This window comes from Novosphingobium sp. IK01 (assembly GCF_033242265.1).
In the GTDB taxonomy this organism is placed as follows: domain Bacteria; phylum Pseudomonadota; class Alphaproteobacteria; order Sphingomonadales; family Sphingomonadaceae; genus Novosphingobium; species Novosphingobium pituita.
This window is the reverse complement of the sequence record NZ_BTFW01000001.1, coordinates 2,288,524-2,312,711: the sequence shown is the minus strand read 5'-3', so window position 1 is coordinate 2,312,711 and position 24,188 is coordinate 2,288,524. Positions and strand designations below refer to the sequence as shown.

General features: G+C 68.5%; 20 protein-coding genes. 12 read left to right on the top strand and 8 right to left on the bottom strand.

Annotation, left to right across the window (positions count from 1 at the left end; genetic code table 11):
• The first annotated feature begins 78 nt into the window (after window positions 1-78).
• The 4 genes from SBI20_RS10660 to SBI20_RS10645 all read left to right on the top strand — a co-directional run bounded on the left by SBI20_RS10660 (window position 79) and on the right by SBI20_RS10645 (window position 4,484).
• Window positions 79-2,745, top strand: a complete 2,667-nt coding sequence (locus SBI20_RS10660) for a helicase-related protein (RefSeq protein ID WP_411911519.1) — start codon at window positions 79-81, stop codon at window positions 2,743-2,745.
• Between the two features lie 42 nt (window positions 2,746-2,787).
• Window positions 2,788-3,078 carry an RNA-binding S4 domain-containing protein gene (locus tag SBI20_RS10655; protein ID WP_317975011.1) on the top strand — a complete coding sequence of 97 codons (291 nt, stop codon included), beginning with the start codon at window positions 2,788-2,790 and terminating at the stop codon, window positions 3,076-3,078.
• 15 nt (window positions 3,079-3,093) lie between these two features.
• The gene (gene fdxA, locus SBI20_RS10650) at window positions 3,094-3,432 is read left to right on the top strand and encodes a ferredoxin FdxA (RefSeq protein WP_317975010.1); all 339 of its coding nucleotides are present in this window, start codon (window positions 3,094-3,096) and stop codon (window positions 3,430-3,432) included.
• A 527-nt stretch (window positions 3,433-3,959) separates the two neighbouring features.
• Window positions 3,960-4,484 carry a CarD family transcriptional regulator gene (locus tag SBI20_RS10645; protein ID WP_317975009.1) on the top strand — a complete coding sequence of 175 codons (525 nt, stop codon included), beginning with the start codon at window positions 3,960-3,962 and terminating at the stop codon, window positions 4,482-4,484.
• A 95-nt stretch (window positions 4,485-4,579) separates the two neighbouring features.
• Here the strand turns inward: SBI20_RS10645 and SBI20_RS10640 are convergent, their stop codons facing one another.
• Window positions 4,580-5,086 carry a hypothetical protein gene (locus tag SBI20_RS10640; RefSeq protein WP_317975008.1) on the bottom strand — a complete coding sequence of 169 codons (507 nt, stop codon included), beginning with the start codon at window positions 5,084-5,086 and terminating at the stop codon, window positions 4,580-4,582.
• Window positions 5,087-5,193: 107 nt separating this feature from the next.
• On the opposite strand from SBI20_RS10640, the gene SBI20_RS10635 reads away from it, so the two are divergent.
• Window positions 5,194-6,195 carry an adenosine kinase gene (locus tag SBI20_RS10635; protein WP_317975007.1) on the top strand — a complete coding sequence of 334 codons (1,002 nt, stop codon included), beginning with the start codon at window positions 5,194-5,196 and terminating at the stop codon, window positions 6,193-6,195.
• 84 nt (window positions 6,196-6,279) lie between these two features.
• Here SBI20_RS10635 and purD read toward each other — a convergent pair whose 3' ends face one another.
• Window positions 6,280-7,557 (bottom strand): phosphoribosylamine--glycine ligase, encoded by a 1,278-nt coding sequence (gene purD, locus SBI20_RS10630; protein WP_317975006.1) that lies wholly within the window; start codon window positions 7,555-7,557, stop codon window positions 6,280-6,282.
• On the opposite strand from purD, the gene xseA reads away from it, so the two are divergent.
• The 7 genes from xseA (at window position 7,556) to SBI20_RS10595 (ending at window position 16,580) form a co-directional block, all read left to right on the top strand.
• Complete coding sequence (xseA, locus tag SBI20_RS10625) at window positions 7,556-9,031, top strand: exodeoxyribonuclease VII large subunit (protein ID WP_317975005.1); 1,476 nt, start codon at window positions 7,556-7,558, stop codon at window positions 9,029-9,031. The two genes, purD and xseA, sit on opposite strands and share 2 nt — an antisense overlap.
• Before the next feature lie 62 nt (window positions 9,032-9,093).
• Window positions 9,094-9,303, top strand: coding sequence for a DUF2093 domain-containing protein (locus SBI20_RS10620; protein WP_317975004.1), 210 nt, complete (start codon window positions 9,094-9,096; stop codon window positions 9,301-9,303).
• A 204-nt stretch (window positions 9,304-9,507) separates the two neighbouring features.
• Window positions 9,508-9,972 carry a hypothetical protein gene (locus SBI20_RS10615; protein ID WP_317975003.1) on the top strand — a complete coding sequence of 155 codons (465 nt, stop codon included), beginning with the start codon at window positions 9,508-9,510 and terminating at the stop codon, window positions 9,970-9,972.
• 214 nt (window positions 9,973-10,186) lie between these two features.
• Entirely contained in the window at window positions 10,187-11,317 is a 1,131-nt protein-coding gene (gene lldD, locus SBI20_RS10610; RefSeq protein ID WP_317975002.1) for an FMN-dependent L-lactate dehydrogenase LldD, read from the top strand.
• 400 nt (window positions 11,318-11,717) lie between these two features.
• The gene (locus SBI20_RS10605) at window positions 11,718-12,752 is read left to right on the top strand and encodes a quinone-dependent dihydroorotate dehydrogenase (protein ID WP_317975001.1); all 1,035 of its coding nucleotides are present in this window, start codon (window positions 11,718-11,720) and stop codon (window positions 12,750-12,752) included.
• Window positions 12,753-12,768: 16 nt separating this feature from the next.
• Window positions 12,769-14,580 (top strand): gamma-glutamyltransferase, encoded by a 1,812-nt coding sequence (ggt, locus tag SBI20_RS10600; protein ID WP_317976109.1) that lies wholly within the window; start codon window positions 12,769-12,771, stop codon window positions 14,578-14,580.
• A 191-nt stretch (window positions 14,581-14,771) separates the two neighbouring features.
• Window positions 14,772-16,580 carry an AMP-dependent synthetase/ligase gene (locus SBI20_RS10595; protein WP_317976108.1) on the top strand — a complete coding sequence of 603 codons (1,809 nt, stop codon included), beginning with the start codon at window positions 14,772-14,774 and terminating at the stop codon, window positions 16,578-16,580.
• Between the two features lie 124 nt (window positions 16,581-16,704).
• Here the strand turns inward: SBI20_RS10595 and metK are convergent, their stop codons facing one another.
• From metK to hisS, 6 genes are all read right to left on the bottom strand, one after another.
• On the bottom strand, window positions 16,705-17,940 hold the full coding sequence (metK, locus tag SBI20_RS10590; protein ID WP_317975000.1) for a methionine adenosyltransferase: 1,236 nt from the start codon (window positions 17,938-17,940) through the stop codon (window positions 16,705-16,707).
• A 39-nt stretch (window positions 17,941-17,979) separates the two neighbouring features.
• Complete coding sequence (gene lnt, locus SBI20_RS10585) at window positions 17,980-19,572, bottom strand: apolipoprotein N-acyltransferase (protein WP_317974999.1); 1,593 nt, start codon at window positions 19,570-19,572, stop codon at window positions 17,980-17,982.
• Window positions 19,573-19,703: 131 nt separating this feature from the next.
• Entirely contained in the window at window positions 19,704-20,621 is a 918-nt protein-coding gene (locus tag SBI20_RS10580; RefSeq protein WP_411911518.1) for a DUF4167 domain-containing protein, read from the bottom strand.
• Window positions 20,622-20,841: 220 nt separating this feature from the next.
• Window positions 20,842-21,750, bottom strand: a complete 909-nt coding sequence (gene prmC / locus SBI20_RS10575) for a peptide chain release factor N(5)-glutamine methyltransferase (RefSeq protein WP_411911517.1) — start codon at window positions 21,748-21,750, stop codon at window positions 20,842-20,844.
• Window positions 21,751-21,759: 9 nt separating this feature from the next.
• Complete coding sequence (prfA, locus tag SBI20_RS10570; protein ID WP_317974997.1) at window positions 21,760-22,830, bottom strand: peptide chain release factor 1; 1,071 nt, start codon at window positions 22,828-22,830, stop codon at window positions 21,760-21,762.
• Window positions 22,830-24,095: a histidine--tRNA ligase gene (gene hisS, locus SBI20_RS10565; RefSeq protein WP_317974996.1), complete on the bottom strand. Its 1,266-nt coding sequence runs from the start codon at window positions 24,093-24,095 to the stop codon at window positions 22,830-22,832. The genes prfA and hisS overlap by 1 nt, the downstream gene beginning before the upstream one ends.
• Window positions 24,096-24,188 lie beyond the last annotated feature (93 nt).

The following is a 24,188-nucleotide window of genomic DNA, read 5'->3' as shown; positions in this document are numbered from 1 at the left end:
TTGCAAACCAGGAAGGCGCCGGGGATAATTCCACGGCGCCTTCTTGCATGCGCGCGCCACAGCGGCCACATCGAAGGCATGGTAAGCCGCGTGCCCGCTCCCGCACGAGTGTCCCCTTCTGCCACAGGCCGCTCCCGTCCCGTCGGGAAAGGGGCTGGCGGGGCAATCAAGGCCGTGCTCGGCCCGACCAATACCGGCAAGACCCACCTCGCCATCGAGCGCCTCTGCGCCCATTCCTCGGGTGCCATCGGCTTTCCGCTGCGCCTGCTCGCGCGAGAGGTCTATGAGCGGGTCTGCGCGATCAAGGGGCCCGGACAGGTCGCGCTGATCACCGGCGAGGAGCGGATCGAGCCCAAGGGTGCGCGCTGGCTGCTCTGCACGGTCGAGGCCATGCCTGCCCGGCCCGACCTTGCCTTTGTCGCGCTCGACGAGGCGCAGCTTGCCGCCGACCCGGAACGCGGCCACATCTTCACCGACCGCCTGCTCCATGCGCGCGGGCGCGAGGAGACGATGCTGCTCGGCTCGGCCACGCTCGAACCGATGGTTCGCGTGCTCGAACCCGAGGCCGAGATCATCACCCGCCCGCGTTTTTCCACGCTCAGCCATGTCGGCGCGAAAAAGCTCAGCCGGATTCCCCCGCGCAGCGCCATCGTCGCCTTCTCGGCCGAGCAGGTCTATGTCATGGCCGAGATGCTGCGGCGGTTTCGCGGCGGCGCGGCGGTCGTCATGGGGGCGCTCAGCCCGCAGACCCGCAATGCCCAGGTCGCCATGTACCAGTCGGGCGAGGTCGACTATCTGGTGGCGACGGACGCGGTGGGCATGGGGCTCAACCTCGATGTCGAGCATGTCGCCTTTGCCGGGCTCTCCAAGTACGACGGCCACCGCCACCGTCGCTTGACCACCGCCGAAATGGCCCAGATCGCGGGCCGCGCCGGGCGCCACCACAAGGACGGCACATTCGGCACGCTCGCTGGCGCGGGGGGCGGCGACCCGGAATTCACCGACGAGGAAGTCTATGCGATCGAGGAGCATCGCTTCCCGCCGCTCACCCGCCTGTTCTGGCGCGAGGCCGAGCCCCGCTTCGATACGCTCGCCACGCTGATCGCCGATCTCGAAAGCCCGCCGCCGCGCGCCGAACTGGCCACCCCGCCCGAGGCGATCGACCTGGCCGTGCTGCGCCGCCTGGCTGAAGATCCCGATGTGGCCGCCACCGTGCGCGGCAGCCGCAGTGTCCAGCGGTTCTGGCAGGTCTGCTCGCTCCCCGATTTCCGGCATCAGGGCTCCGAGGTTCATGCCCGCTTTGTCGCGCGGCTCTGGCAGGACTTGCGCGGGGGCTATCTGGGGGCCGACTATGTGGCGCAGGCGATTGCCCAACTCGACAATCCGGCGGGCGATATCGACACCCTGCAAGGCCGCATCGCGGCGATTCGCGCGTGGTCCTACATCGCCCAGCGGCCCGACTGGGTGCTGGCGCACGACGAGATGGCCGCCCGCGCGCGCGCCGTGGAAACCCGCCTGTCCGATGCGCTCCATGGCCGCCTGACCGAACGGTTCGTCAACCGCCGCACGACGGTCCTCATGCGCAAGGCCGGGGCCGATGCCGCGCTCCTGCCGGTCCGTCTGGGCGAGGACGGGGCGGTGCTGGTCGACGAGGAGCCCATCGGCCACTTGCGCGGCTTCCGGTTCAGTGTCGATCCGCTGGCGCGGGCCAGCGACCGCAAGCTCCTGCTGGCCGCCGCCGAGCGGCACCTGCCCGGCCTGCTTTCGGCGCGTCTGGGCGAACTGGCTGCCGACGCGCAGGCCCTGCGCAATCTCGACATGCAGGGGGCGGATCTGCTCTGGCAGGGGCTGCCTGTCGCGCGGCTGGTCAAGGGCAAGGGCCTGCTCAGCCCGCGCCTGCGCCTCGATCCTGCGCTCGAACGGCTCTCTGCCCCCGAGCGTGAAGGGGCCCTTGCTGCGCTCGAAGCCTTCGTTGCCGCGCAAAGCGAGCGGCCGCTGCGCCCCTTGCGGCGAATCGAGGCGGCCACGACCGACCCTGAAGCCGGGGCCAGCCTGCGCGCGCTGGCGCTGCGGCTGGTCGAAGGGGGCGGGGTTGTCTCCCGCGAGGAAGCCCGACTCGACGATCTCTCGCCCGCCCAGCGTGCGCAGGCGCGCAAGCTGGGGATTGCGGTGGGGGCGCTCGATGTCTTCGTGCCCGCGGCGCTGCGTCCCGCTTCGCTGGCGGCCTGGGCCGTCCGGGCGAGCCTCCATGGCCTTCCGGCCAAGGCCCCGCCCGCCCATGCCCGGCCCATCCTGCCCGCGCGCGAGGCGCCGACCGGCTATCGCCGCGCCGGGCCTCAGGCGCTCCGGGTCGATCTGGCCGAGCGGGTGATCCATGCCGCCTTTGCCGAACGCGCCCATGCGCGCGGTCCCCGTTCCCATGGACGCCGATTCATGATCGATCCGGCGCTGGCCCGTTCGATGGGGTTGGGCGAGCCGGGTTTCATCGCCCTGCTGCGACAGGCCGGGTTCCGCCAGATCCCACCGCGCCCGCTGGCCGGGGGACAGGCCGGCCCTCCCGCGCCGATCCTGTGGGACTGGCGCCCGCCCGCGCATGGCGGTGGAGAAGCACGGGCCGCTCAGGGCGCGAAACCCGATGGAAAGCCTGAGGGAAGGTCGCGGTCCCAACCTGCCAAAGGGCAGCCTGCCAAAGTGGTGCCCCATGGTGCCTTTGCGGGGCTCGCGGCGCTGATGGGGGGCGGCTGAAGGGCCGGTTCAATTCAAGGGGCAGACAGCAAGGGAGAGGGGATGCGGATAGACAAGATGCTCTGGTTCCTGCGCTTCGCGGCCAGTCGCGGCTTGGCGCAAGGCTGGGTGGAAGAAGGGCATATCCGCCTCAACGGGCGCCGGATCGAGCGGTGCAGTGCGGGCGTGAAAGTGGGCGATGTGCTGGTCCTGCCGCTGCGCAGCGGGGTCCGCGTGATCGAGATTCTGGCCCTTCCTTGCCGGCGCGGACCGGCTCTTGAAGCGCAAACCTGTTATCGGGTGCTTGACGCGGCGCCCCTGACACCTCTAGCACGGCCCGAAATCGAGACTTGAGGAATTACCCACAGCATGACTTACGTCGTCACCGATGCCTGCATCCGTTGCAAGTACATGGATTGCGTCGAGGTTTGCCCCGTCGATTGCTTCTATGAGGGCGACAACATGCTGGTGATCAACCCCAGCGAATGCATCGACTGCGGCGTGTGCGAACCCGAATGCCCCGCCGAAGCGATCCTGCCCGACACCGAAAGCGGTCTGGAGCAGTGGCTGGAGCTGAACGCCAAGTATTCGGCCGAATGGCCCAACCTGACCACGAAGAAGGACGCGCCGGCCGACGCCGACGAGTTCAAGGGCGTGGAAGGCAAGTTCGAGAAGTTCTTCTCGCCCGAACCGGGCGAAGGCGACTGATTCGTCCAGGCCCCGCAAGGGCCTGAACACAGCCGCGTAAATCCGGCCGCGCGGGGGCGCTCCTGCCCCCCGGCGGCCCGACCATCGCAGCCGCTTCCGGCCCATCGCGCCGGGGGCGGCGCGCGTCGTGCATGCCTTTTTGCTGCACACCTCTGGAAATTTTGCTGCGAAGCTGCTATATGACAGCTCAAGCGCCGGGCAAGCAGTTTGCCGGGCGCCCTTTTTGTTACGAGAAGGCAGAAACAGGCGGCAAACGAAACACGCTGACGGATCGCAGGGCTTGGCCGGGCTTTACACGGTCGTTTGCCAGAACGGGCTCCCCGGAAACCGGAATTCGAACCGGATTTCCCGAGGGGCGGTTCCCATCGGGAACGGATCGCTCCTTGCGAGACTCATGTCTCCCCGAGGGGCTTCGGGACCGCTGGTCTTAACCCGTTTCACCGGCCTGCATCGATCAGTCATCGCGCGTTCCGGCAAGGGCATCGTGCCCCCCGCCGCCCCGTCTGCCGGCGTCGAAAGGATAAGAAATGGCAGCCAAGGCTCTTGCCTTCGATGTTGGGGATTACGTCGTTTACCCGAAGCATGGGGTCGGCCGTGTGGTCGAGCTTCAGCAGGAAGAAATCGCGGGAATGAAGCTGGAGCTCTACGTGCTCCGCTTTGAAAAGGAGCGCATGACGCTCCGCGTGCCGGTCAACAAGGTCGAAGCCATCGGCATGCGCAAGCTGTCGTCGGACAAGACCCTGCGCGAGGCGCTCGACACGCTCAAGGGCAAGCCCAAGGTCAAGCGCACGATGTGGTCGCGCCGCGCCCAGGAATACGAAGCCAAGATCAATTCGGGCGATCTCGTCTCGATCGCGGAAGTGACGCGCGACCTGTTCCGCGCCGACGACCAGCCCGAGCAGAGCTATTCGGAACGCCAGATCTTCGAAGCGGCGTCCTCGCGCCTCGCGCGCGAACTGGCGGCGATGGAAAAGACCGACGAACCCGCCGCGCTCAAGAAGATCCTCGTGATCCTCAACGAGCACGCGCCCAAGTACTACGAAACGGTCTGATCGCCCTGATCACCGCTGCGTCGTGAAAAGGCCGCCGGAATGTTCCGGCGGCCTTTTTCGTTTGGGGGCCCTTCTTTGATCAGGCCTTTTGGTGATCAGGGGCGCCGCAGCGCGGTGACGCAGGCCGGGCGGTCCACTTCGCGTCCGTCGCCGCGCCGGGCGTCGACATACGTCGCGATGGGGCGGGCGCTGCCTTGCGCGGGATAGAGATAGACATCGAGGATGCAGGCCGTGCCCGACCACTGCATCTTGCGGGCGTCTTCCTCGTGAATGTCGAGGCGGGGCTGGCCAAACTGGCGCACGAGGCTTTCGGCATCGGCGCCGATCACCGTTTCGAGCCCGCGCGACGACTGGATCGTGGGGGCCGGGCGGGGCCGGGCCGGGGGCAGCCTGTAGGTCGGCGCCGGACGGGGGCGCGGGACATGCCGGGGCGGAGGCTGGTGCGCAGGCTCGCGCGGCGCGGGAATCGTGCCGCTGCACCCGGCCAGCAGCAGGGCCAGGCCCAGTGCCGGCAAAAGCGCAGGGTGAAGGGCCGGAAGCGGGGCGGGCAGCGGGGCGGAAAAGGGGGCCGGGCGTGAGGAGCCGAACAGGGAGCCGATCATGGTGCATGCCATGGCTTGGACGCCTGCGTGATGCAACTGCCCTTGCGGCAATCCGACGCTGGGGGTAGGCGCCAGCCTTTCCCCACCCCTTCTGCGCGAAAGAGACCATGGCCGCCCATTCCGCTGACCGCCGTTTTGACGTCATTGCCATCGGCAATGCGATTGTCGATGTCATGGCGCCTGCCACCGACGACCAGATCGAGGCCCTGGGCCTGGCCAAGGGCGGGATGACCCTCGTCGATGCGGCGCGCGCGGGCGCGCTCTATGCGGCGATGGGCCCCGCGCGCGAGATTTCGGGCGGTTCGGCGGCCAACACGCTGGCGGGCATGGCCGCGCTGGGCGCGTCGTGTGCGTTCATCGGGCAGGTCGCCGACGACCAGTTCGGCCGCGTCTTTGCCCACGACATCCGCGCTGGCGGCATCGCCTTCGACATTCCGGCGCGCGCGGGCGAGCCTGCCACGGCCCAGTGCCTGATTTTCGTGACGCCCGACGGGCAGCGCACGATGAACACCTTTCTGGGCGCCTCGCAGTTCCTGCCCGCCGACGCGCTCGACGACGGCCTGATCCAGTCGGCCCGCGTGCTCTATCTCGAAGGCTATCTGTGGGACCCGGAAGAACCGCGCGCCGCCATGCGCAAGGCGATTGCCGCTGCGCGCGCGGCGGGAACGCAGGTGGCCTTCACGCTGTCCGACGCGTTCGTGATCGCGCGCCATGGCGACGATTTCCGCGCGCTGATCGCCGATGGCCAGATCGACATCCTGTTTGCCAACGAGCATGAACTCGCCGCGCTGACCGGCAAGGACGATTTCCACGAGGGCATGGCCCAGCTCTGCGCGCTGGTGCCCACCGTCGTTGTCACCCGCAGCGAAAAGGGCGCCCATGCGCGCCATGCGGGCGAAGATGCCCATGTCCCGGCTGAACCCATCGACCATGTGGTCGACACGACCGGCGCGGGCGACCTCTTCGCGGCGGGCTTCCTGACCGGCCATGTGCGCGGGGAAAGCCTGACCGAATGCCTGCGTCTGGGCGCGGTCTGTGCCGCCGAGATCATCTCGCACTATGGCGCGCGGCCCGAGGCCGATCTCAAGGCCCTCACCGGTCTGAAGTAAGCGGTTTCACCTGACCGGATACGAAAAAGGCTGCCGGTTCCGCGCTGGAACCGGCAGCCTTTTTTCATGGGCGCGCTGAAAAAATCAGCCCTCCCGGGCGATTTCGCGCCAGCCGATGTCGCGGCGGCAGAAGCCATCGGCAAAATCGAGGGCATCGACCGCTGCATAGGCCGCATCGCGCGCGGCGCGCACGCTCTTGCCGCGCGCAGTCACGTTGAGCACGCGGCCCCCGGTCGAGATCAGATCGCCTTGCGCATCGCGGCTGGTTCCCGCGTGGAACACCTTGGCGCCGTTCTGTTCGGCAGCCTCGATTCCCCGGATCGCGCCGCCCTTTTTGGGCGTGCCGGGATAGCCTTGCGCGGCCATGACCACGGTGAGCGCGGGATCGGGGCTGAAGCGCGGGGGCTGGATCGCGGCCAGGCGGTTTTCCGCGCAGGCCAGCAGCAGTTCGACCAGATCGCTTTCGAGGCGCAGCATCAGCACCTGACATTCCGGGTCGCCGAAGCGCGCGTTGTATTCGATCAGCTGCGGGCCGTTGCGGGTCAGCATCAGCCCGGCATAGAGCACGCCCGAATAGGGCGTTCCGGCATCCGCCATGGCCTTGACCGTGGGGGCGATGATCTTGGCCATCGCTTCGGCTTCGAGGGCCGGGGTCAGCACGCGCGCCGGGCTGTAGGCGCCCATGCCGCCGGTGTTGGGGCCGGTGTCGCCATCGCCCACGCGCTTGTGGTCCTGGGCCGAGGCGAGGGGGACGATGGTGGCGCCATCGGTCAGCGCGAAGAAGCTGGCTTCCTCGCCTTCGAGGAATTCCTCGATCACCACTTCGGCCCCGGCTTCGCCGAACTGGCCGTCGAACATGTCGTCGACCGCAGCGGTGGCCTCGTCCATGGTCATCGCCACGACCACGCCCTTGCCTGCGGCCAGACCATCGGCCTTGATCACCACCGGCGCGCCAAAGCGGGCGAGGGCTTCGTGGGCAGCGGCAGCGCTCGTCGCGCGGACATAGCCGGCGGTCGGGATCCCGGCGCGTGCGCACAAGTCCTTGGTGAAGCCCTTCGAGCCTTCGAGCTGGGCGGCGGCCTTGCTGGGGCCGAACACGGAGATGCCCTGCCCGCGCAGCGAATCGGCGAGGCCATCGACGAGCGGCGCCTCGGGCCCGATCACCACGAGGCCGATGCGATGCGCGTCGCAAAAGGCGATCACGGCGCCATGGTCGGTCGCGTCGAGGGCGACCAGTTCGGCCTCCTGCGCGATCCCCGGATTGCCGGGCGCCGCATAGAGCTTGCTGCACAGCGGCGATTGGGCCAATTTCCAGGCCAGGGCATGTTCGCGCCCGCCCGAGCCCAACAACAGGATATGCATGGCCTTCCCTTCCGCGCCTTTTGACGATGATGATGTTCTCAAGAACGGGCTCCTAGCGGGCGAACGGGCTGGCGACAACGCCCCGGCCCTGTCGATTTCCGAGATTTCTGCCCTGCTCAAGCGCACGGTCGAGGATCGCTTTGGCTTCGTGCGCGTGCGCGGCGAGCTTTCGGGCGTCAAGCGCGCGGCCTCGGGGCATGTGTACCTGAGCCTCAAGGACGAGAACGCCCGGCTCGACGGGGTGATGTGGCGCGGCAATGCCGGGCGGCTGAACTTTCGCGTCGAGGACGGGATCGAGGTTGTCGCGACCGGCAAGCTGACGACCTATCCGGGCCGCTCGAACTACCAGATCGTGATCGACAGGATGGAGATCGCGGGCGAGGGGGCGCTGCTCGCCCTGCTCGAAAAGACCAAGGCCCGGCTTGAGGCCGAAGGGCTGTTTGCCCCGGCGCGCAAGCGGCGCCTGCCGTTCCTGCCGCGCGTGATCGGGGTGATCACCTCGCCCACCGGGGCGGTGATCCGCGACATCCTCCATCGCCTGTCCGACCGTTTCCCCAGCCATGTCGTCGTCTGGCCGGTGCTGGTGCAGGGGCAGGGGGCCGCAGGGCAAGTCGCCGCCGCGCTGCGCGGGTTTTCCGATCTCCCCTCCGATGGAGCCGTACCGCGCCCCGATGTGGTCATCGTGGCGCGCGGGGGCGGCTCGATCGAGGACTTGTGGAGCTTCAACGAGGAAGAAGTCGTGCGCGCGATTGCCGCCTCGACGATCCCCGTGATCAGCGCGGTGGGCCACGAGACGGACACCACGCTGGCCGATTTCGCCGCCGACTTGCGCGCCCCAACGCCCACGGCGGCGGCTGAACTGGCCGTGCCGGTGCGCGCCGAACTGGCCGCGCAAGTCCACGATCTTCAGGCCCGGCGCGGGCGCGCCATGGCCCGGCTGATGGCGCAGGCGCGCGAGCGGCTCGACGCGCGGGCCCAGCGCCTGCCTGTCCCGCACGCCTTGCTCAATCCGCAGGCGCAGCGGCTCGACGATCTGTCCGAGCGGCTGAACCGCGCGCTGGTCCACCGGACGGAACTGGCCGCCGGCCTGCTCGCCCGCCATGGCGGCGCGCTGCGCCCCGCGCTGCTGACCCAGCGTCTGGCGCGCGAGCGCGAGCGGCTCGACGCGTGGCGGCTGCGCCCCGAAGTGCTGTTGCAGCGGATCGGGCATGGCCGCGCGCAGATCGAGGCGCTCGACCGCCTGCGCCGCTCGCTCGACCCGGAAGCCCCGCTCCAGCGCGGCTATGTGCTGGTGACCGACGGGGCGGGGCATGTCGTCAAGGATCGCGCCAGCGCGGCGGAACAGCCGGTGCTGACGCTGAAATTCGCCGATGGCACGCTGGAGGTCAGCACCGGAGAGGCACCTCCTTCGTCGGCTTCTCCCGCACGCCCGCGCGGGCGCCGCGCCGTGGACAGCCAGCCCAAGCTGCTCTGACTGGGCCGTTCCGGGCGGGCCCTCCGATTGCAAAACGGGCCGGATGCGCCTAGACAGGGGGGATGTTGATGTCTCCCACCGGCCGTCTGGCCCGCTTGCAATATCTGCCCGGTTCGTTCCGCCAGCTTTCGGCTGGGGATCATGTCGTTTGCGCGGTGAGCGGCGTGGCCATCCCGCTCGATGCCTTGCGCTACTGGAGCGCGGAGCTTCAGGAGGCCTATGCTTCTCCCGAAATCGCCACGCGGCGCCTGCTGGGGCAGCCGCAGGCCTGATCCGGGCCGGGTTTCCCGCAGGGATTGAAAGGCCGGAAGGTATGCGCCCGCAAATGGGGCGGGCCTGACCGGCCTGCTTTGCTGCGCCTGTATCGCTGCGCAGCGGAGTCATTCCCGCCCTGAATTATTGATAATGATTATCATTGACGCATCTTGTCGGGCGCCATAGGATTACTTGCGAATCGCTCGCAAGGAAAGGTCGTCATGCCCGCACCCCACACCAGACCCGGCACGCTCTCGGGTGGACCGGCCCGATTTGACGCCATCGTCGCCCGCATGGGGCGGCCTCAGGACATTCGCGCGCTCTCGCTCGCGGCGCTTCATGCGGTCATGGCCATGCGCCTGTGTGCGCTGTTTGAACGGGCCGGGCGCGATCCGCTGCCCGATCTGGCCCAGCGCTATCGCAGCATGGAGACCGCCCGCGCGGTTCACGGTCTGGTGCGCAAGGTCGTGCGGACATGGCCCGAACGCTTCCTCGTCAATCGCCCGTGCCAGCTGGTCATGACCCCGGACGAGGCGACCCTTGCGGCGATGCTGCGCCATGCGCTGGGCGCCGATCGCGCCGGTTTTGCCGATCTGCTCGATGGCTTCGTGCGCGCCGACCGCCACGATGGCCTGTTCGAGGCGACCCGATACGCGGCCGCGTTGCTCTCAGGTGGCAACGCGTGATCCGTGTCCGTTCCGGCCCGGCCCTCGCGGTCGTCTCCGGCGCCCCGCTCCTGCCGAAGGGAGGCGATGGCAGCCGGGCCGGAACGGGTTTGCAGGGGGCAACAGGCTGAAGCGAGGCGCGAGATCGCGTCAAAATGCGTTCAGGAAGGAAATGGGGGTTGGGCGCTTTTTTGTCCGTGCTAGGTCATCACGGACAGAAAAAGGCAGGCCCCCCATGATCATTTCCGCCCCCACCGACTTTCGCGCCGCCGCACAGCGCCGGCTGCCGCCGTTCCTGTTCCACTACATCGACGGAGGCTCGGGCGCCGAGACGACCTTGCGCCGCAATCTGGCGGATCTTCAGGATCTGACCATTCGCCAGAACGTGTTGCGCGATGTGGCGGGGCTGAGCACGGCGACGAGCCTGTTCGGCGAGGACATGGCCTTGCCCGTGGCGCTCGCGCCGGTCGGCCTGACGGGCATGTATGCGCGGCGTGGCGAGGTGCAGGCGGCCCGCGCGGCGGCGGCCCACGGTGTCCCGTTCACGCTCTCGACGGTCTCGGTCTGCCCGATCGAGGAAGTCCAGTCGCAGTGCCCGCGTCCGATCTGGTTCCAGCTCTATGTGCTCAAGGACCGGGGCTTCATGCGCAATGCGCTCGAACGGGCCAAGGCCGCGGGGGTCAGGACGCTGGTCTTCACCGTCGACATGCCGCTGCCCGGTTCGCGCTATCGCGATGCCCATTCGGGTATGTCGGGCCCCAATGCCCCGCTGCGGCGGATGGTCCAGGCGATGACCCATCCGCACTGGGCCTGGAACGTGGGCCTGCGTGGACGCCCCCACGATCTGGGCAATGTCTCGCGTTATATGGGCAAGGCCATGGCGCTGGGCGATTATATCGGCTGGCTGGGCGCGAATTTCGATCCGGGGATTGGGTGGAAGGATCTCGAATGGATCCGCGCGTTCTGGGACGGGCCGATGGTGGTCAAGGGCATCCTCGAACCCGAGGATGCGCGCGATGCGGTGCGCTTCGGGGCGGACGGGATCGTCGTTTCGAACCATGGGGGGCGCCAGCTCGACGGCACGCTCTCGTCGGTCAGCGCGCTGCCGCGCATCGCCGATGCGGTGAAGGGGGATATTCGCATCCTCGCCGATTCCGGGGTGCGCACCGGGCTCGACGTGGTGCGCATGCTCGCCAGCGGCGCTGATGCGGTGATGCTGGGGCGGGCGTTCATCTATGCGCTGGCGGCGCGCGGCGGCGAGGGGGTGGGGCAATTGCTCGACCTGATCGCGCGCGACATGCGGGTGACCATGGCGCTGACCGGCGCGCGCACGCTGGCCGATATTGGCGCGCACACGCTTGCCTGAGTGAAGGACGGGCCTGAAAGGGCCTTTTCCCTGTGATCGCGCCACCCGCGTGAGGCCTCTGGCGGGAATGGCCTGCGGGGACGGGCGCCCAAAATATCTCGGGACCGGATGAAAAAACGGCGGCCGCCCATCGGGGCTGGCCGCCGTAAAGTCGAGAACCCGATACATTCCTGCACCGAGCCCTTCGGGTCGCAAGGCGTGCCTAGGCGATCAGGCGCGGCGCCGATTGTATGGATTCGACAAAATCGGTGGCAACAGTGCCACAGCGGAGAAATTATCGCATAGGCTGAGGCGGGTAAAACACGCAGAAAACAATTTTGCCGCTTGGCGTAGCGCGTCCGGACAGCAATAGGGGAGCCTCGTCTTCGCCTGTCCCCGCTTTGCAATTTATGGCTCGGTAATGCTCTATCGCCTTGCTCGTCCTTTACTTTTTAGCTTGCCGGCTGAAACTGCCCATACCTTGAGCGTGCGTGCGCTGGAGTGTGCCCCCCAGGGGCGCCGGGCCGCGCCCAGGCCTTCGCTGGTCCAGCGGGTGGCGGGAATCGCTTTTCCCAACCCGGTTGGTTTGGCGCCCGGCTACGACAAGAACGGGCAAGTGCCCGATGCCTTGTTCGGGCTGGATTTCGGTTTCGTCGAAATCGGAACGGTTACGCCCAAGCCTCAGGCCGGCAATCCGCGTCCGCGCCTGTTCCGCCTTGTCGAGGACGAGGCTGTGATCAATCGCATGGGGTTCAACAACGATGGCGCCGAAGTGGTCAGCCGCCGGTTGACCCAGCGTCTGGGGCGTCCGGGCATCGTGGGGGCCAATATCGGGGCCAACAAGGATTCGGTCGACCGCGTGGCCGACTATGCCGAGATGACGCGGATCATGGCCCCGCTGGCCACGTATCTGACCGTCAACATCTCCTCGCCCAACACGCCGGGCCTGCGCGCCTTGCAGGACGAGGGCGCGCTCGGCGCGCTGCTCGATGCGGTGCTCGCCGCGCGCGGCACCCACAAGACCCCGATCTTCCTCAAGCTGGCGCCCGATCTCCAGCCTTCGGACATCGATGCGATCTGCAAGATCGCGCTCGACCGGCGGCTCGATGCGCTGATCGTCTCGAACACCACGATCACCCGGCCCGAAAGCCTGCGCTCGCCGCTGGCGGGCGAGGCGGGCGGCCTTTCGGGCAAGCCTCTGGCCCCGCTTGCGCTCGAAACCCTGCGTGCGTTCCGCAAGGCGACCGGCGGCGCCATTCCGCTGATCGGGGTGGGCGGCATCACCAGCGCCGAAGATGCCTGGCAGCGCATCCGGGCCGGGGCCAGCCTCGTCCAGATCTACAGCGCGATGGTCTATGAAGGGCCGGGTCTGGCCCGGCGGATCATCAAGGGGCTGGTCGAGCGCGTGCGCGAGGCAGGCATGACAAGCATTGCAGAGGCCGTCGGGAGCGAATAGCCATGGTTTCATGACCATGCGCTCCCCCTTCCGGCCTGCTTCCGTCCGGCCCGCCCGCGCCGCTCTGGCTCTCCTCTCCCCACTGGGCCTGCTGCTGTCCCCGCTTGTGGCAGGGGCACCGGTTCTGGCCCGCAGCCCGGCCATGGTTCCGCCCTCGGCGATGCCGCTGGTTCCCGGCCGCACCGACAGTGTCGTGGTGGGGCAGCAGGGCCTTGTTTCGGCCGCCGATCCGCGCGCGGCCGATGCGGGCGCGCAGGTCTTGCGCAAGGGGGGATCGGCTACTGATGCCGCGCTGGCGACGATGCTCGCCCTCACCGTGGTCGAGCCGCAAAGCTCGGGGATCGGGGGCGGCGGCTTCCTGCTCATGGCCGATGCGGCGGGCAAGGTGGACAGCATCGACGGGCGCGAGAAGGCCCCCGCCGCTGCCGGGCCGCAGTGGTTCTTCAAGGACGGCCAGCCGATGGCCTTTTCCCAGGCCCGGCCCGGCGGGCACAGCGTGGGCGTGCCCGGTTCGCTGCGTCTGGCCGCGCTGGCCCATCACGAGCATGGCAAGCTGGCGTGGCGCGCGCTGTTCGGCCCGGCCATCCATCTGGCGCGCGACGGGTTCGCGATCACCCCGCGCCTTCATCGTGCGCTGACCGACAGCGCGGCCATTGCCGGGCTCGATCCGGCAGGGCGGGCGCTGTTCTTCGGCGCCGATGGCCAGCCTTTGCCGGTCGGCACGATCGTCCGCAATCGGGCGCTGGCCACCACGCTGGAGGCGCTTGCCCGCCATGGTGCCGACTGGTTCTATACCGGCGCCAATGCCCGCGCGATTGCCGCCAAAGTGAGCGGCGCGCCGGTCAACCCCGCGCCGATGACCACCGCCGATCTGGCCGCGTTCCGCGCGGTGCCGCGCCCGGCGGTCTGCGGAACCTATCGCACCTACCGGATCTGCTCGATGGGGCCGCCGTCTTCGGGAGCGACGACGGTTCTGGCCACGCTGGGCCAGCTCGAACGCTTCGACATGGGCGCGCTGGGCAAGGACAACCCGGTCGCCTGGCACCTTCTGGCCGAGAGCGAGCGCCTCGCCTATGCCGACCGCGACCAGTATCTGGCCGATCCCGATTTCGTGAAGGTGCCCGTGGCCGGGCTGATCGATCCGGCCTATCTGGCGCAGCGGTCGGCGCTGATTTCCGACACGCGCGCGATGGCGCATGTGAGCGCGGGGATTCCCGCCGGGATCACCGCGCGTCTGGCCCCGGCCAAGGCCCAGCCCGAATTCGGCACCACGCATTTCGTGGCCGTCGACCGCTGGGGCAATGCGGCGAGCTATACCTCGACGGTGGAAAGCGCGTTTGGTTCGGGGCTGATGGCCGGGGGCTATTTCCTCAACAACGAACTGACCGACTTCAACCTCGATCCCGAGCGTGACGGGGTGGTCACGGCCAACCGGGTCGAAGGGGGCAAGCGTCCGCGCAGCTCGATGTCGCCCACGGTCGTCTATGGCCCGGATGGCCAGATCCGGCTGGTGGTCGGCGCGGCAGGCGGGGCGACGATCCCCGCGCAAGTCCTGCGGGCGATCATCGGGGTGATCGACTGGCACCTGACCGCGCAGCAGGCCCTTGCCCTGCCGGTGCTGTTCGCGCCGGGCGAGCGGGTCTGTGTCGAGCAGGGCACCGAACTGGAGGCGATCATCCCCACGCTCGTGGCGATGGGGCACACCACGGCGCAGGCTTGTGCAATGCCGCTCAAGACCAATGCCATCGAGCGGGTCGGCACGGGTGCGGGCGTGCATTGGCGGGGCGCGGCAGACCCGCGCAGCGAAGGCGCCGCCATCGCCCAGTAAGGGCGTCGCCATGCGCCCGCCGGGCGCATGGCAGGGACGCTGTTTCGGACCGGCACGGCCCAAAACCCAAGCTTGCCGTAAGGGAACGGCAGGCTTACCAAACCGTTTACAAGTCCCGTGCCCGCATCCTCGCGCCGGGCAGGAGAGAATGCGTGTCCCTGCCTCACCCCCGTGTTGCCGCGCTTGCGGCCATGCCCAATCTTGTCAGCCTGTTTCTGGCCCGCGCCGATGAGCTGGGCGAGGCGCCGTTCCTTTCGGCGCGTCGCGATGGGCGCTGGCAGTCGCTCTCGTGGGCGCAAGTGGCTGATCAGGTCTGCCTGCTGGCGCAGAGCCTGCGCGCGCTGGGGCTCAATCCGGGGGATCGCGTGGCGCTGGTTTCGGAAAACCGGCCCGAATGGTGCATCGCGGATATCGCGATCATGGCCGCCGGGCTGGTCACCGTGCCCACCTACACCACCAATACCGAGCGCGATCACCTGCATATTCTCGAAAATTCGGGGGCGCGGGCGATCATCGTGTCCAATCCGAAGCTGGCCCAGCCGGTGCTGGCTGCTGCGCTCCATGCGCCTTGCGCCGAACACATCATCGGCATCGACCCCTTGCGCCAGCAGCAGGCCGGAACGCTGGCCTTTCACGACTGGGCCAGCCTGACGCAGGGCGATCCGACCGCTTTTCCGACCAGTCTCGACGCCAAAACGGCGCGCGCCCATGTCGAGCAGCGCATGGCCGGGATCGGGCGCGAGGATCTGGCCTGCATCATCTATACCAGCGGCACCGGCGGATCGCCGCGCGGGGTGCGCCAGCACCATGGCGCGATCCTGTCCAACGTCGCGGACGCGGCGACCATCCTGGCCGAGGATTTCGCCCTCGGCGACGAGCAATTCCTCTCGTTCCTGCCGCTCAGCCATGCCTACGAGCACACTGGCGGGCAGTGGCTGCCGATCGGCGTGGGCGCGCGCATCGCCTATGCCGAGAGCCTGGAAAAGCTGGCCTCCAATATCGAGGAAGTGCGGCCCACGATCATGGTCGTCGTGCCGCGCCTGTTCGAGGTCTTGCGCATGCGGATCATCAAGCAGATCGAGAAGCAGGGGCGTTTTCCGGTCTGGCTGATGGATCGCGCGCTGGCGATTGCCGCCCGCCGTCAGGACAGCGGCCATACCCGGCTGCTCGACCGCCCGCTCGATGCGCTGATCGAGCGCACCTTGCGGCCCAAGGTGCGGGCGCGTTTTGGCGGGCGGATCAAGGCGCTGGTCTCGGGCGGGGCGCCGCTCAACCCGGATGTGGGCCTGTTCTTCGAGGCGATGGGGCTCACCATGCTGCAAGGCTATGGCCAGACCGAGGCCGGGCCGGTGATCGCCTGCAACCGCCCCGCCGCGGGCATCCGCATGGACACCGTGGGCCCGCCGCTCGCCGGGGCCGAGGTGGTCATTGCCGATGATGGCGAGATCCTCGTGCGTGGCGAGCTGGTCATGCACGGCTACTGGCACAACGATGCCGAGACGGCCCGCGCGATCCGCGACGGCTGGCTCCACACCGGCGACATCGGGCATATCGACGACCACGGGCGGATCAAGATCACCGACCGCAAGAAGGACATGATCGTCAACGACAAGGGCGACAATGTCTCGCCCCAGAAGGTCGAGGGCATGCTCACGCTCCAGCCCGAGATCGCGCAGGCGATGGTCTCGGGCGACCGGCGGCCCTATATCGTCGGGTTGATCGTGCCCGATGCGGAATGGGCGATGGAATGGTCGGTCGAGAACGACGCGCCCCACGATCTGGCCGCGCTGCACCAGCTCCCGGCCTTCCGCGCCGCCGTGCGCGTGGCGGTGGACCGGGTGAACCAGAATCTCTCGGTGATCGAACGGGTGCGCCAGTTCGCGCTGGCCGACGAACCCTTCGCCATCGCCAACGAGGAACTGACGCCTTCCCTCAAGATCCGCCGCCACAAGATCCGCGAACGCTATGGCGCGCGGATCGACGCACTCTACAAATCCTGACGGACCGGGCCTGAAAATGTGGGCCTGAAAATAGGACAAGGGGGCCGACGGCATGTGCCGCGGCCCCCTCGTTATATGTGCCTTGTGGCGCCCGGATCAGGCGCAGCAGGTCAGCCGGGGCAGGTCAGGCGATGGCGGCCTGAAGGTCGAGCGCGGCCTTGAGGTCTTCGGTCAGGTCGGTGCGCTCCCAGGGGAACTGGTCGCCATCGGGCGTGCGGCCGAAGTGGCCATAGGCGGCGGTCACGCTGTAGATCGGCTTGTTGAGGCTCAGGCCCACGCGGATGCCGCGCGGGGTGAGGCCGCCCAGACGGTCCTTGGCGACGGCTTCGACGGCGCGTTCGAGCGCGGCGTCATCGACGGTGCCGGTGCCGTGGGTGTCGACATAGAGCGAGAGCGGCTGCGACACGCCGATGGCATAGGCCACCTGGATCGTGCAGCGCTTGGCCAGGCCCGCCGCGACGATGTTCTTGGCAAGGTAGCGCGTGACATAGGCTGCCGAGCGGTCGACCTTGGTCGGGTCCTTGCCCGAGAACGCGCCGCCACCATGGGGCGAAGCGCCGCCGTAGGTGTCGACGATGATCTTGCGGCCGGTCAGGCCCGCGTCGCCATCGGGGCCACCGATTTCGAAGCTGCCGGTCGGGTTGATGTGGTAGACGGTCTGGTCCGAAAGCAGCTCGGCCGGGATCACCTTGGCCACGGCCTGCTTCACCCACGCATGCAGTTCGGCTTCCTTGGCGCCTTCGTCGTAACCCTTCTGGTGCTGGGTCGAGACGACGATCGCGGTGGCGGCCACGGGGCGGCCATCCTTGAAGCGCAGGGTCACCTGGCTCTTGGCGTCGGGTTCGAGGAAGGGCGCGGCGCCGCTGTGGCGGTCGGTGGCCAGCTGCTGGAGGATCTTGTGGCTGTAGTCCAGCGTCGCGGGCATGAGATCGGGCGTCTCGTCGCAGGCAAAGCCGAACATGATGCCCTGGTCGCCTGCGCCTTCATCCTTGTTGTCGCCGGCATCGACGCCCTGCGCGATGTGGGCCGACTGGGGATGGAGGTTGTTTTCGAAGCGGAACGTGGCCCAGTGGAAGCCGTCCTGCTCGTAGCCGATGCGCTTGACGGTCTCGCGGACCACGGCCTCGACTTCTTCAGGCACGCCCGGCGCCCAGTTGCCGGCTTCGTCCATGATGCCCTTGCCGCGAATTTCGCCGGCCAGGACGACCAGGTTGGTGGTGGTCAGCGTCTCGCAGGCAATGCGCGCTTCGGGGTCCTTGCCCAGGAACAGATCGACGATGGCGTCGCTGATCTGGTCCGCCACCTTGTCGGGATGGCCTTCGGAGACGCTTTCGGAAGTGAACAGGTAATCGCTGCGCATGGCAAAAGTCCGATATAAAGCAATCTTTATGTCCCGCCTCTAGCGCGAGAGGCGCCGCGAGGCAACCACGGCGGTCAAAAGAAGCGCTGCACCCCACACAAGCGCCAATATATTGCCCACTTGCGAAAACGGCGTAGGGGCCTTTGCAGGGGGGATCAGGCCGTCGATACGCTTGGCCGTGTTGCGCGGGGCAAAGGCGCGCACCGCGCCGTTCGCGTCGATCACCGCCGAGATGCCGTTGGTGGTCGAACGCAGGACCGGCAGGCCTTCCTCGATCGCGCGCAACCGGGCCTGCGCCAGATGCTGGGGCGGGCCCCAGGCGCCGAACCAGCCGTCATTGGAAGGCGTGAACAGGAAATCGGGGCGATGCGCGCGGTCGACCACATGGCCCGGGAAGACGATCTCGTAGCAGATCTGGATGCCGACCTTGCCCAGCCCGTATGCACCGAAATCGAGCGTGCGCGGGCCGGGGCCGGGCCAGTCGTCGGTCTCCCCGGCGACCATCCGCGAGAGGCCGAGCGGGGTGAGCAGCGGGCGCAAGGGCAGATATTCGCCAAAGGGCACGAGGTGGGCCTTGGCATAGCTGCCCACGATGGCCCCGTTCGAATCGAGCGCTGTCACCACGTTCCACGCGCCGACCAGTTCGCGCTTGCGGAAGATCAGGTCGGTGGCCCCGGTCAGCAGCACCGCGCCCGGCCCGATCACCCGGCCCATGCGCGCGCGCGCCAGCAACGGGTCGCCGCCATAGGTGCTGGCGGCATACCAGCCCGGTTCATAGCCCTCGCGCAGAAGATCGGGCACGCCGCTTTCGGGCCAGAATACATAGCGCCGCGCGCCGGGGTGGAGCGGCAGGGACAGCGTGGCCTCGCGGGTGAACTGCGCTTCGTAGCGGGTGGGATCGTTGATTTCGTCCTGGCCGATATTGGGCTGGACGAGGGTGAAGGGGATCGACCCTGTGCCGGAATCGCCGCCGAGCGGGGCGAGGAACAGCGCCATCGGCACCAGTGCCAGCGCCAGACCGCGTCCCCGGCGGCCCTGCCGCGCGGCGCCCACCGCCAGAAGCCACAGCCCGGCCAGCACCACCACCAGCCCGGAGAGCGCATATGTTCCCGTCCAGGGCAGCAGGCGGGCGAGGCCCGGACGGTCGAACCCGCCCAGTGTCGCGGCGGCCAGCGGATTCCACGGGAACCCCGTGAACAGCCAGCCGCGCACCCATTCGGCCAGAATCCAGCAGGCCGCCAGTGCCGGGATCGGCGCGAGCGCCCATCGCCGGGCCAGCCACCAGCCCATCAGGCCCGCCAGAGCGGGAAACAGCGCCAGATAGATCGCCAGCATCAGGACCGCGATCCAGCCCAGCCATGCGGGCATCTGCGCCTGATAGGTGAAGGCCGTGGCGATCCAGTTGGTGCCGACCGCAAAATGGCCCCAGCCCCAGAGCCAGCCGACCAGCAGCGCGCGGCCCGGCCCTTGCGCGGCCATAACCCGCGCGATCAGCACGGCGAGCGCGGCGAGGGTGAGCGGCCACAGGCCCAGCGGCGCAAAGCCCAGCGCGCCAAGGCCCCCGGCCACGATCAGCAAAAGCGCCTCGCGGCCCTTGGGCAGGGCGCCGGTGAAGGGGAGGGGGCATGTCATGGCTGGCGCTATGCCGGGCCGGGACAATGGGGGCAACTGCCGGGCCCCTCGCGCGCGCATGAAAAACGCGCTCATGAAAAAAGGCGCCCGCGAGGGGCGCCTTTTTGTCTGGGCCGTGCTGGCGCCGGAGGTCAGTTTTCGACCGGGGCGCTTTCGGGCAGCGGGTTCTTGCGGGGGCGGCCACGGCGCTTGGGGGCCGGGGCTGCCTCGGCGGCCGGTTCGGCTGCCGGTGCTTCGGGGGCGGCGGCAGGTGCGACCGGCGCGGGGGCTGCTTCCTCGACCGGTTCGGCGCGGATGCCGATGGCGGGAGGCAGGGTGGCCGGATCGAGGCCAGCCGGTTCGGCGCTGGCGGCGCGGCGCGGGCGGCGTTCAGTGCGCGCGCGCGGGGTGCGGGCGCTGCGGCTTTCGCGGATGAAGGGGTTGTCGCTGCCGTCGGTCACGGGCTCGCCCTCGTCGGCGCGGACGCCTTCGAGCGGGACGGGCTGGTCGGACGGAGCTTCGGCCTGTTCGGCGACCTGGGGCTGCGGACGGCGATCCTCGAAGCGGCGACGGCCATTGCCGCCCTGTTCGTTCTGGCGATCAGACGGGTGGCGTTCCTGCCGCTCCTGCCGTTCGTTGTTCTGGCGCTCGCCCCGCTGGTCGTTGCGCTCGCTGTAGCGGGCTTCGCGCTCTTCGCGGCGGACATGCGGACGGTCGAAAGCGGGGAAATCGCCTTCGATCGAGAAATCCATGCCGTCGTCTTCGGCTTCGGCCTCGGCCCAGCGGTCGCCATTGCCGTTGCCGCCGTTGTGACGGGCGCGGGCTTCTTCCTGACGAAGGCGGGTATCGGCGATCACGCGGAAGTAATGGTCGGCGAACTGCAAGTAGTATTCGGCCTGGACGCGATCCCCGTTGAGGTGCGCGTCCTGAGCCATCTTGCGATACTTTTCGAGCAGTTGCGGCGCATTCCCGCGCGCACGACTATCGATACGGTTGAGCTGCTGACCGCCGCCTTGCGGACGGTTGTTACCGCGGCCGCGCCGGCGGTTGTTCCCACGATTGTTGTTCAACTCAAGCACGTCCTTGTCTGGGGGCGACGTCTGGCACGGATGCCGGTATCCTTGATGATCCTGTCGCCGCGCAACTCTCCGCCACGCACCCGCAACGCGCGGGCTCATGGTTCCCAGCATCTGCTAAACAGCAGCCTTGGGTAAAAGGCCGGTGAAGGTGCAAATGGTGGAGTTGGCCGGGACGGGAAGCCATCATCCGTCGCCCTGCCTGCTGGCACAATTAGTGTCCGTCAGCGCCCTTGCCAAGCGAAATATTGCGGCAAACCGTGATTTCCACAGCCCTGTCACGTCCGGCCAGATCGGGGTGGATGCGTGGCGCAAGGCCGCAGGAATGCGCAAGGCCGGCCACGGCCTCGCCTTGTTGCCAGCCGATCTCGACCATGGCGATCCCGTCCGGGGCCAGCAGGGCGGCCAGTTGAGGCACCAGAATGCGATAATCGGCCATGCCGTCGGCCCCGGCGAAGAGGGCGTCATGCGGCTCGAATGCGTGGACCGAGCGATCGAGCGGGGTTTCTTCCTCGATATAGGGCGGATTGGCGAGGATCAGGTCGAACCGGCCTAATCCTTGCGCCCAGCCCGGCGCGGTCCAGTCGCCCGCGAGGATTTGCGCGCGGGGCGCGAAGCCAAGGCGCTCGGCATTGCCTTGCGCGACACCGCGCGCGGCGTCGGAGCGTTCGAGGCCGATCCCTTGCGCCTGAGGCCAGAGGGACAATGCGGCCAGCAGCAAGGCGCCCGAGCCGGTGCCCAGATCGAGGATGCGGGCAGGGGCGGGCTGAACAGGAGCGGGGCGGGCGGCAAAGGCTTCGCGCGCGGCCTCGATCAGGGTTTCGCTGTCGCCGCGCGGGATCAGCACGGCCGGGCTGACGACGAGGTCCAGCCCGTAGAATTCCTGGGTGCCGACGATGTAGGCGACCGGCTCGTGCGCGGCGCGGCGAGCGACGAGGGGCGCGAAAGCGGAGGGCGCGGGATCGGCCATGTGGCGCAGCAGGACATCGGTGCGGCTGCATCCCAGCGCATGGGCCATCAGCACTTCGGCGTCGAGCCGGGCGGTGTCGCTGGTGGCGGCCAGTTCCTGTGCGGCCAGACGCAGCGCCTCGCGGACCGGGGGTTCCTCAATCATCCCCATCATGCGTCCCCATCACTCATCCATCGCCGCCAGGCGCTTGGCCTCGTCCTCGGCGATCAGGGCGTCGATCAGTTCGCCCAGACCCGGCCCGGCCAGCACTTCGGGCAGGCGGTGGAGGGTCAGGTTGATGCGGTGATCGGTGACGCGCCCTTGCGGGAAGTTGTAGGTGCGGATGCGTTCCGAACGGTCGCCCGAGCCGACCATCGCGCGCCGGGCCTCGGCCTCGGCGCCCTGCGCCTGCTCGCGGCGCAAGTCATAGAGCCGGGTGCGCAGGACCTGCATGGCCTTGGCGCGGTTCTTGTGCTGGCTGCGCTCGTCCTGCTGGGTGACGACGAGGCCGGTGGGCAGGTGGGTGATGCGCACCGCCGAATCGGTGGTGTTCACATGCTGCCCGCCCGCGCCGCTGGCGCGGTAGATGTCGATCTTGAGGTCTTTGTCGTCGATGGCGACATCGACTTCGTCGGGTTCGGGCAGGACGGCGACGGTCGCCGCGCTGGTGTGGATGCGCCCGCCGCTTTCGGTCACGGGCACGCGCTGGACACGGTGAACCCCGCTCTCGAACTTGAGCCGCGCGAAGACGCCTTGCCCGGCCACATTGGCGACCACTTCCTTGAAGCCGCCCAGTTCGCTGGCATGGGCGCTGATCACCTCGACCCGCCAGCCCTGTTCGGCGGCATAGCGTTCGTACATGCGGAAGAGGTCGGCGGCGAACAGCGCGGCTTCGTCGCCCCCGGTGCCCGCGCGGATTTCGAGCATGGCCGAGTGGCTGTCGGCGCTGTCGCGCGGGAGCATGGCGATGGCCAACTGGCGCTCGGCCTCGGGCAGGGCGCCCTTGAGGCTGAGCATTTCCTCTTCGGCCAGCGCGCGCATCTCCGGGTCGGGTTCGTCGAGCGCGGCAAGCCCCGCCAGTTCGGCGCGCATCGACTGGACCGCGCGCGCGGCCAGCGCGACGGGTTCCAGTTCGGCATAGTCGCGGCTGGCCGCAACGAAGCCTTCGCCTTCCAGCGTGCCCGAGGCCAGGCGCGCCTCCAGTTCGGCAAAGCGCGCCGCGATCTGCCCGAGGCGGGCGTCGGAAATGGCCATCAGGCCGAAGCGATATGGGCGGGGATCGCGTGGAGCGCGAGGCGTTCCTGCGTGCCGGTCACCAGGTCCTTGACCATGGCTTCACCCGCCGCCAGCTCTTCCTCGCCCACGATCAGGGCGAAGCGCGCGCCGCTGTCGTTGGCGCGGCTCATCCGCTTCTTCATGTTGCCGCGATAGCCCATGTCGACGACGAGGCCGCCCCGGCGCAGCGTGGCGGCAAGGCCAAGGCACGCCGCTTCGGCAGCCGCGCCCATCGGCACGATGGCAACGTCTGCGGCCGGTTCGGCAATCGTGCGGGTATCGGCGACCAGCATGGCCAGGCGCTCGATGCCCGCCGCCCAGCCCACCGCCGGGGTGGCCGGGCCGCCCAGTGCTTCGAGCAACCCGTCATAGCGCCCGCCGCCCAGCACGGTGCCCTGCGCGCCCAGACGGTCGGTGATGAATTCGAAGGCGGTGTGGCGATAATAGTCCAGCCCGCGCACGAGGGCAGGCGCGCGCACCCAGGCCACGCCCGCCGCATCGAGCCCGGCGGTGACTTTGCCGAAGAAGTCCTGTGCTTCGTCCGACAGGAACTGGTCGATCATCGGGGCGTCGGCGGTGAACGGCTTGTCGCGCGGGTCCTTGGAATCGAGGATGCGCAGCGGGTTGCGTTCGAGGCGGTCCTGCGATTCTTCGGAAAGCTGGTCCTTGTGGGCGCGGAAATACTCGATCAGCGCGGCGCGCCAAGCCTCGCGGCTGGGCGCATCGCCCAGCGTGTTGAGGTTGAGCGTGACGCCCTCGGCAATGCCCAGCTCGCGCAGCAACTGGTCGGCCATGACCAGCAGTTCGACATCGGCCTGCGGTTCGGCGGCGCCGATCACTTCGGCGTCGATCTGGTGGAACTGGCGATAGCGGCCCTTTTGCGGACGTTCGTAGCGGAACAGGGGGCCGTGGGTGGCGATCTTGAGCGGGGCGTGCTGCTGCCAGCCGTTCGTCAGGTAGGCGCGGGCGAGGCCAGCGGTGAATTCGGGGCGCAGGGTCAGCGATTCGCCGCCGCGATCCTCGAACGAATACATTTCCTTGGACACGACGTCGGTCGTCTCGCCCAGCGAGCGCGAGAACACCGTGGTCTTCTCGAAGACCGGCATTTCGACCCGGCGGAAGCGGTAGAGCTTGCGCACGCGCTCGAAGGTTTCCACGACATGGCCGAAAGCCTCGGCGTCGGGGCCGAAGATGTCCTGGGTGCCACGGATGGCCTGCGGGGTGCTGATCGCTTGCTTGCTCATGATACGCGCGCGGATAGCGCCATTTCCGGCCAGTGGAAAGCCGGTGCGCGCGTGATCCCTGTTGGGGCCTGTGTTTGGGCCTGTTCAACTGCT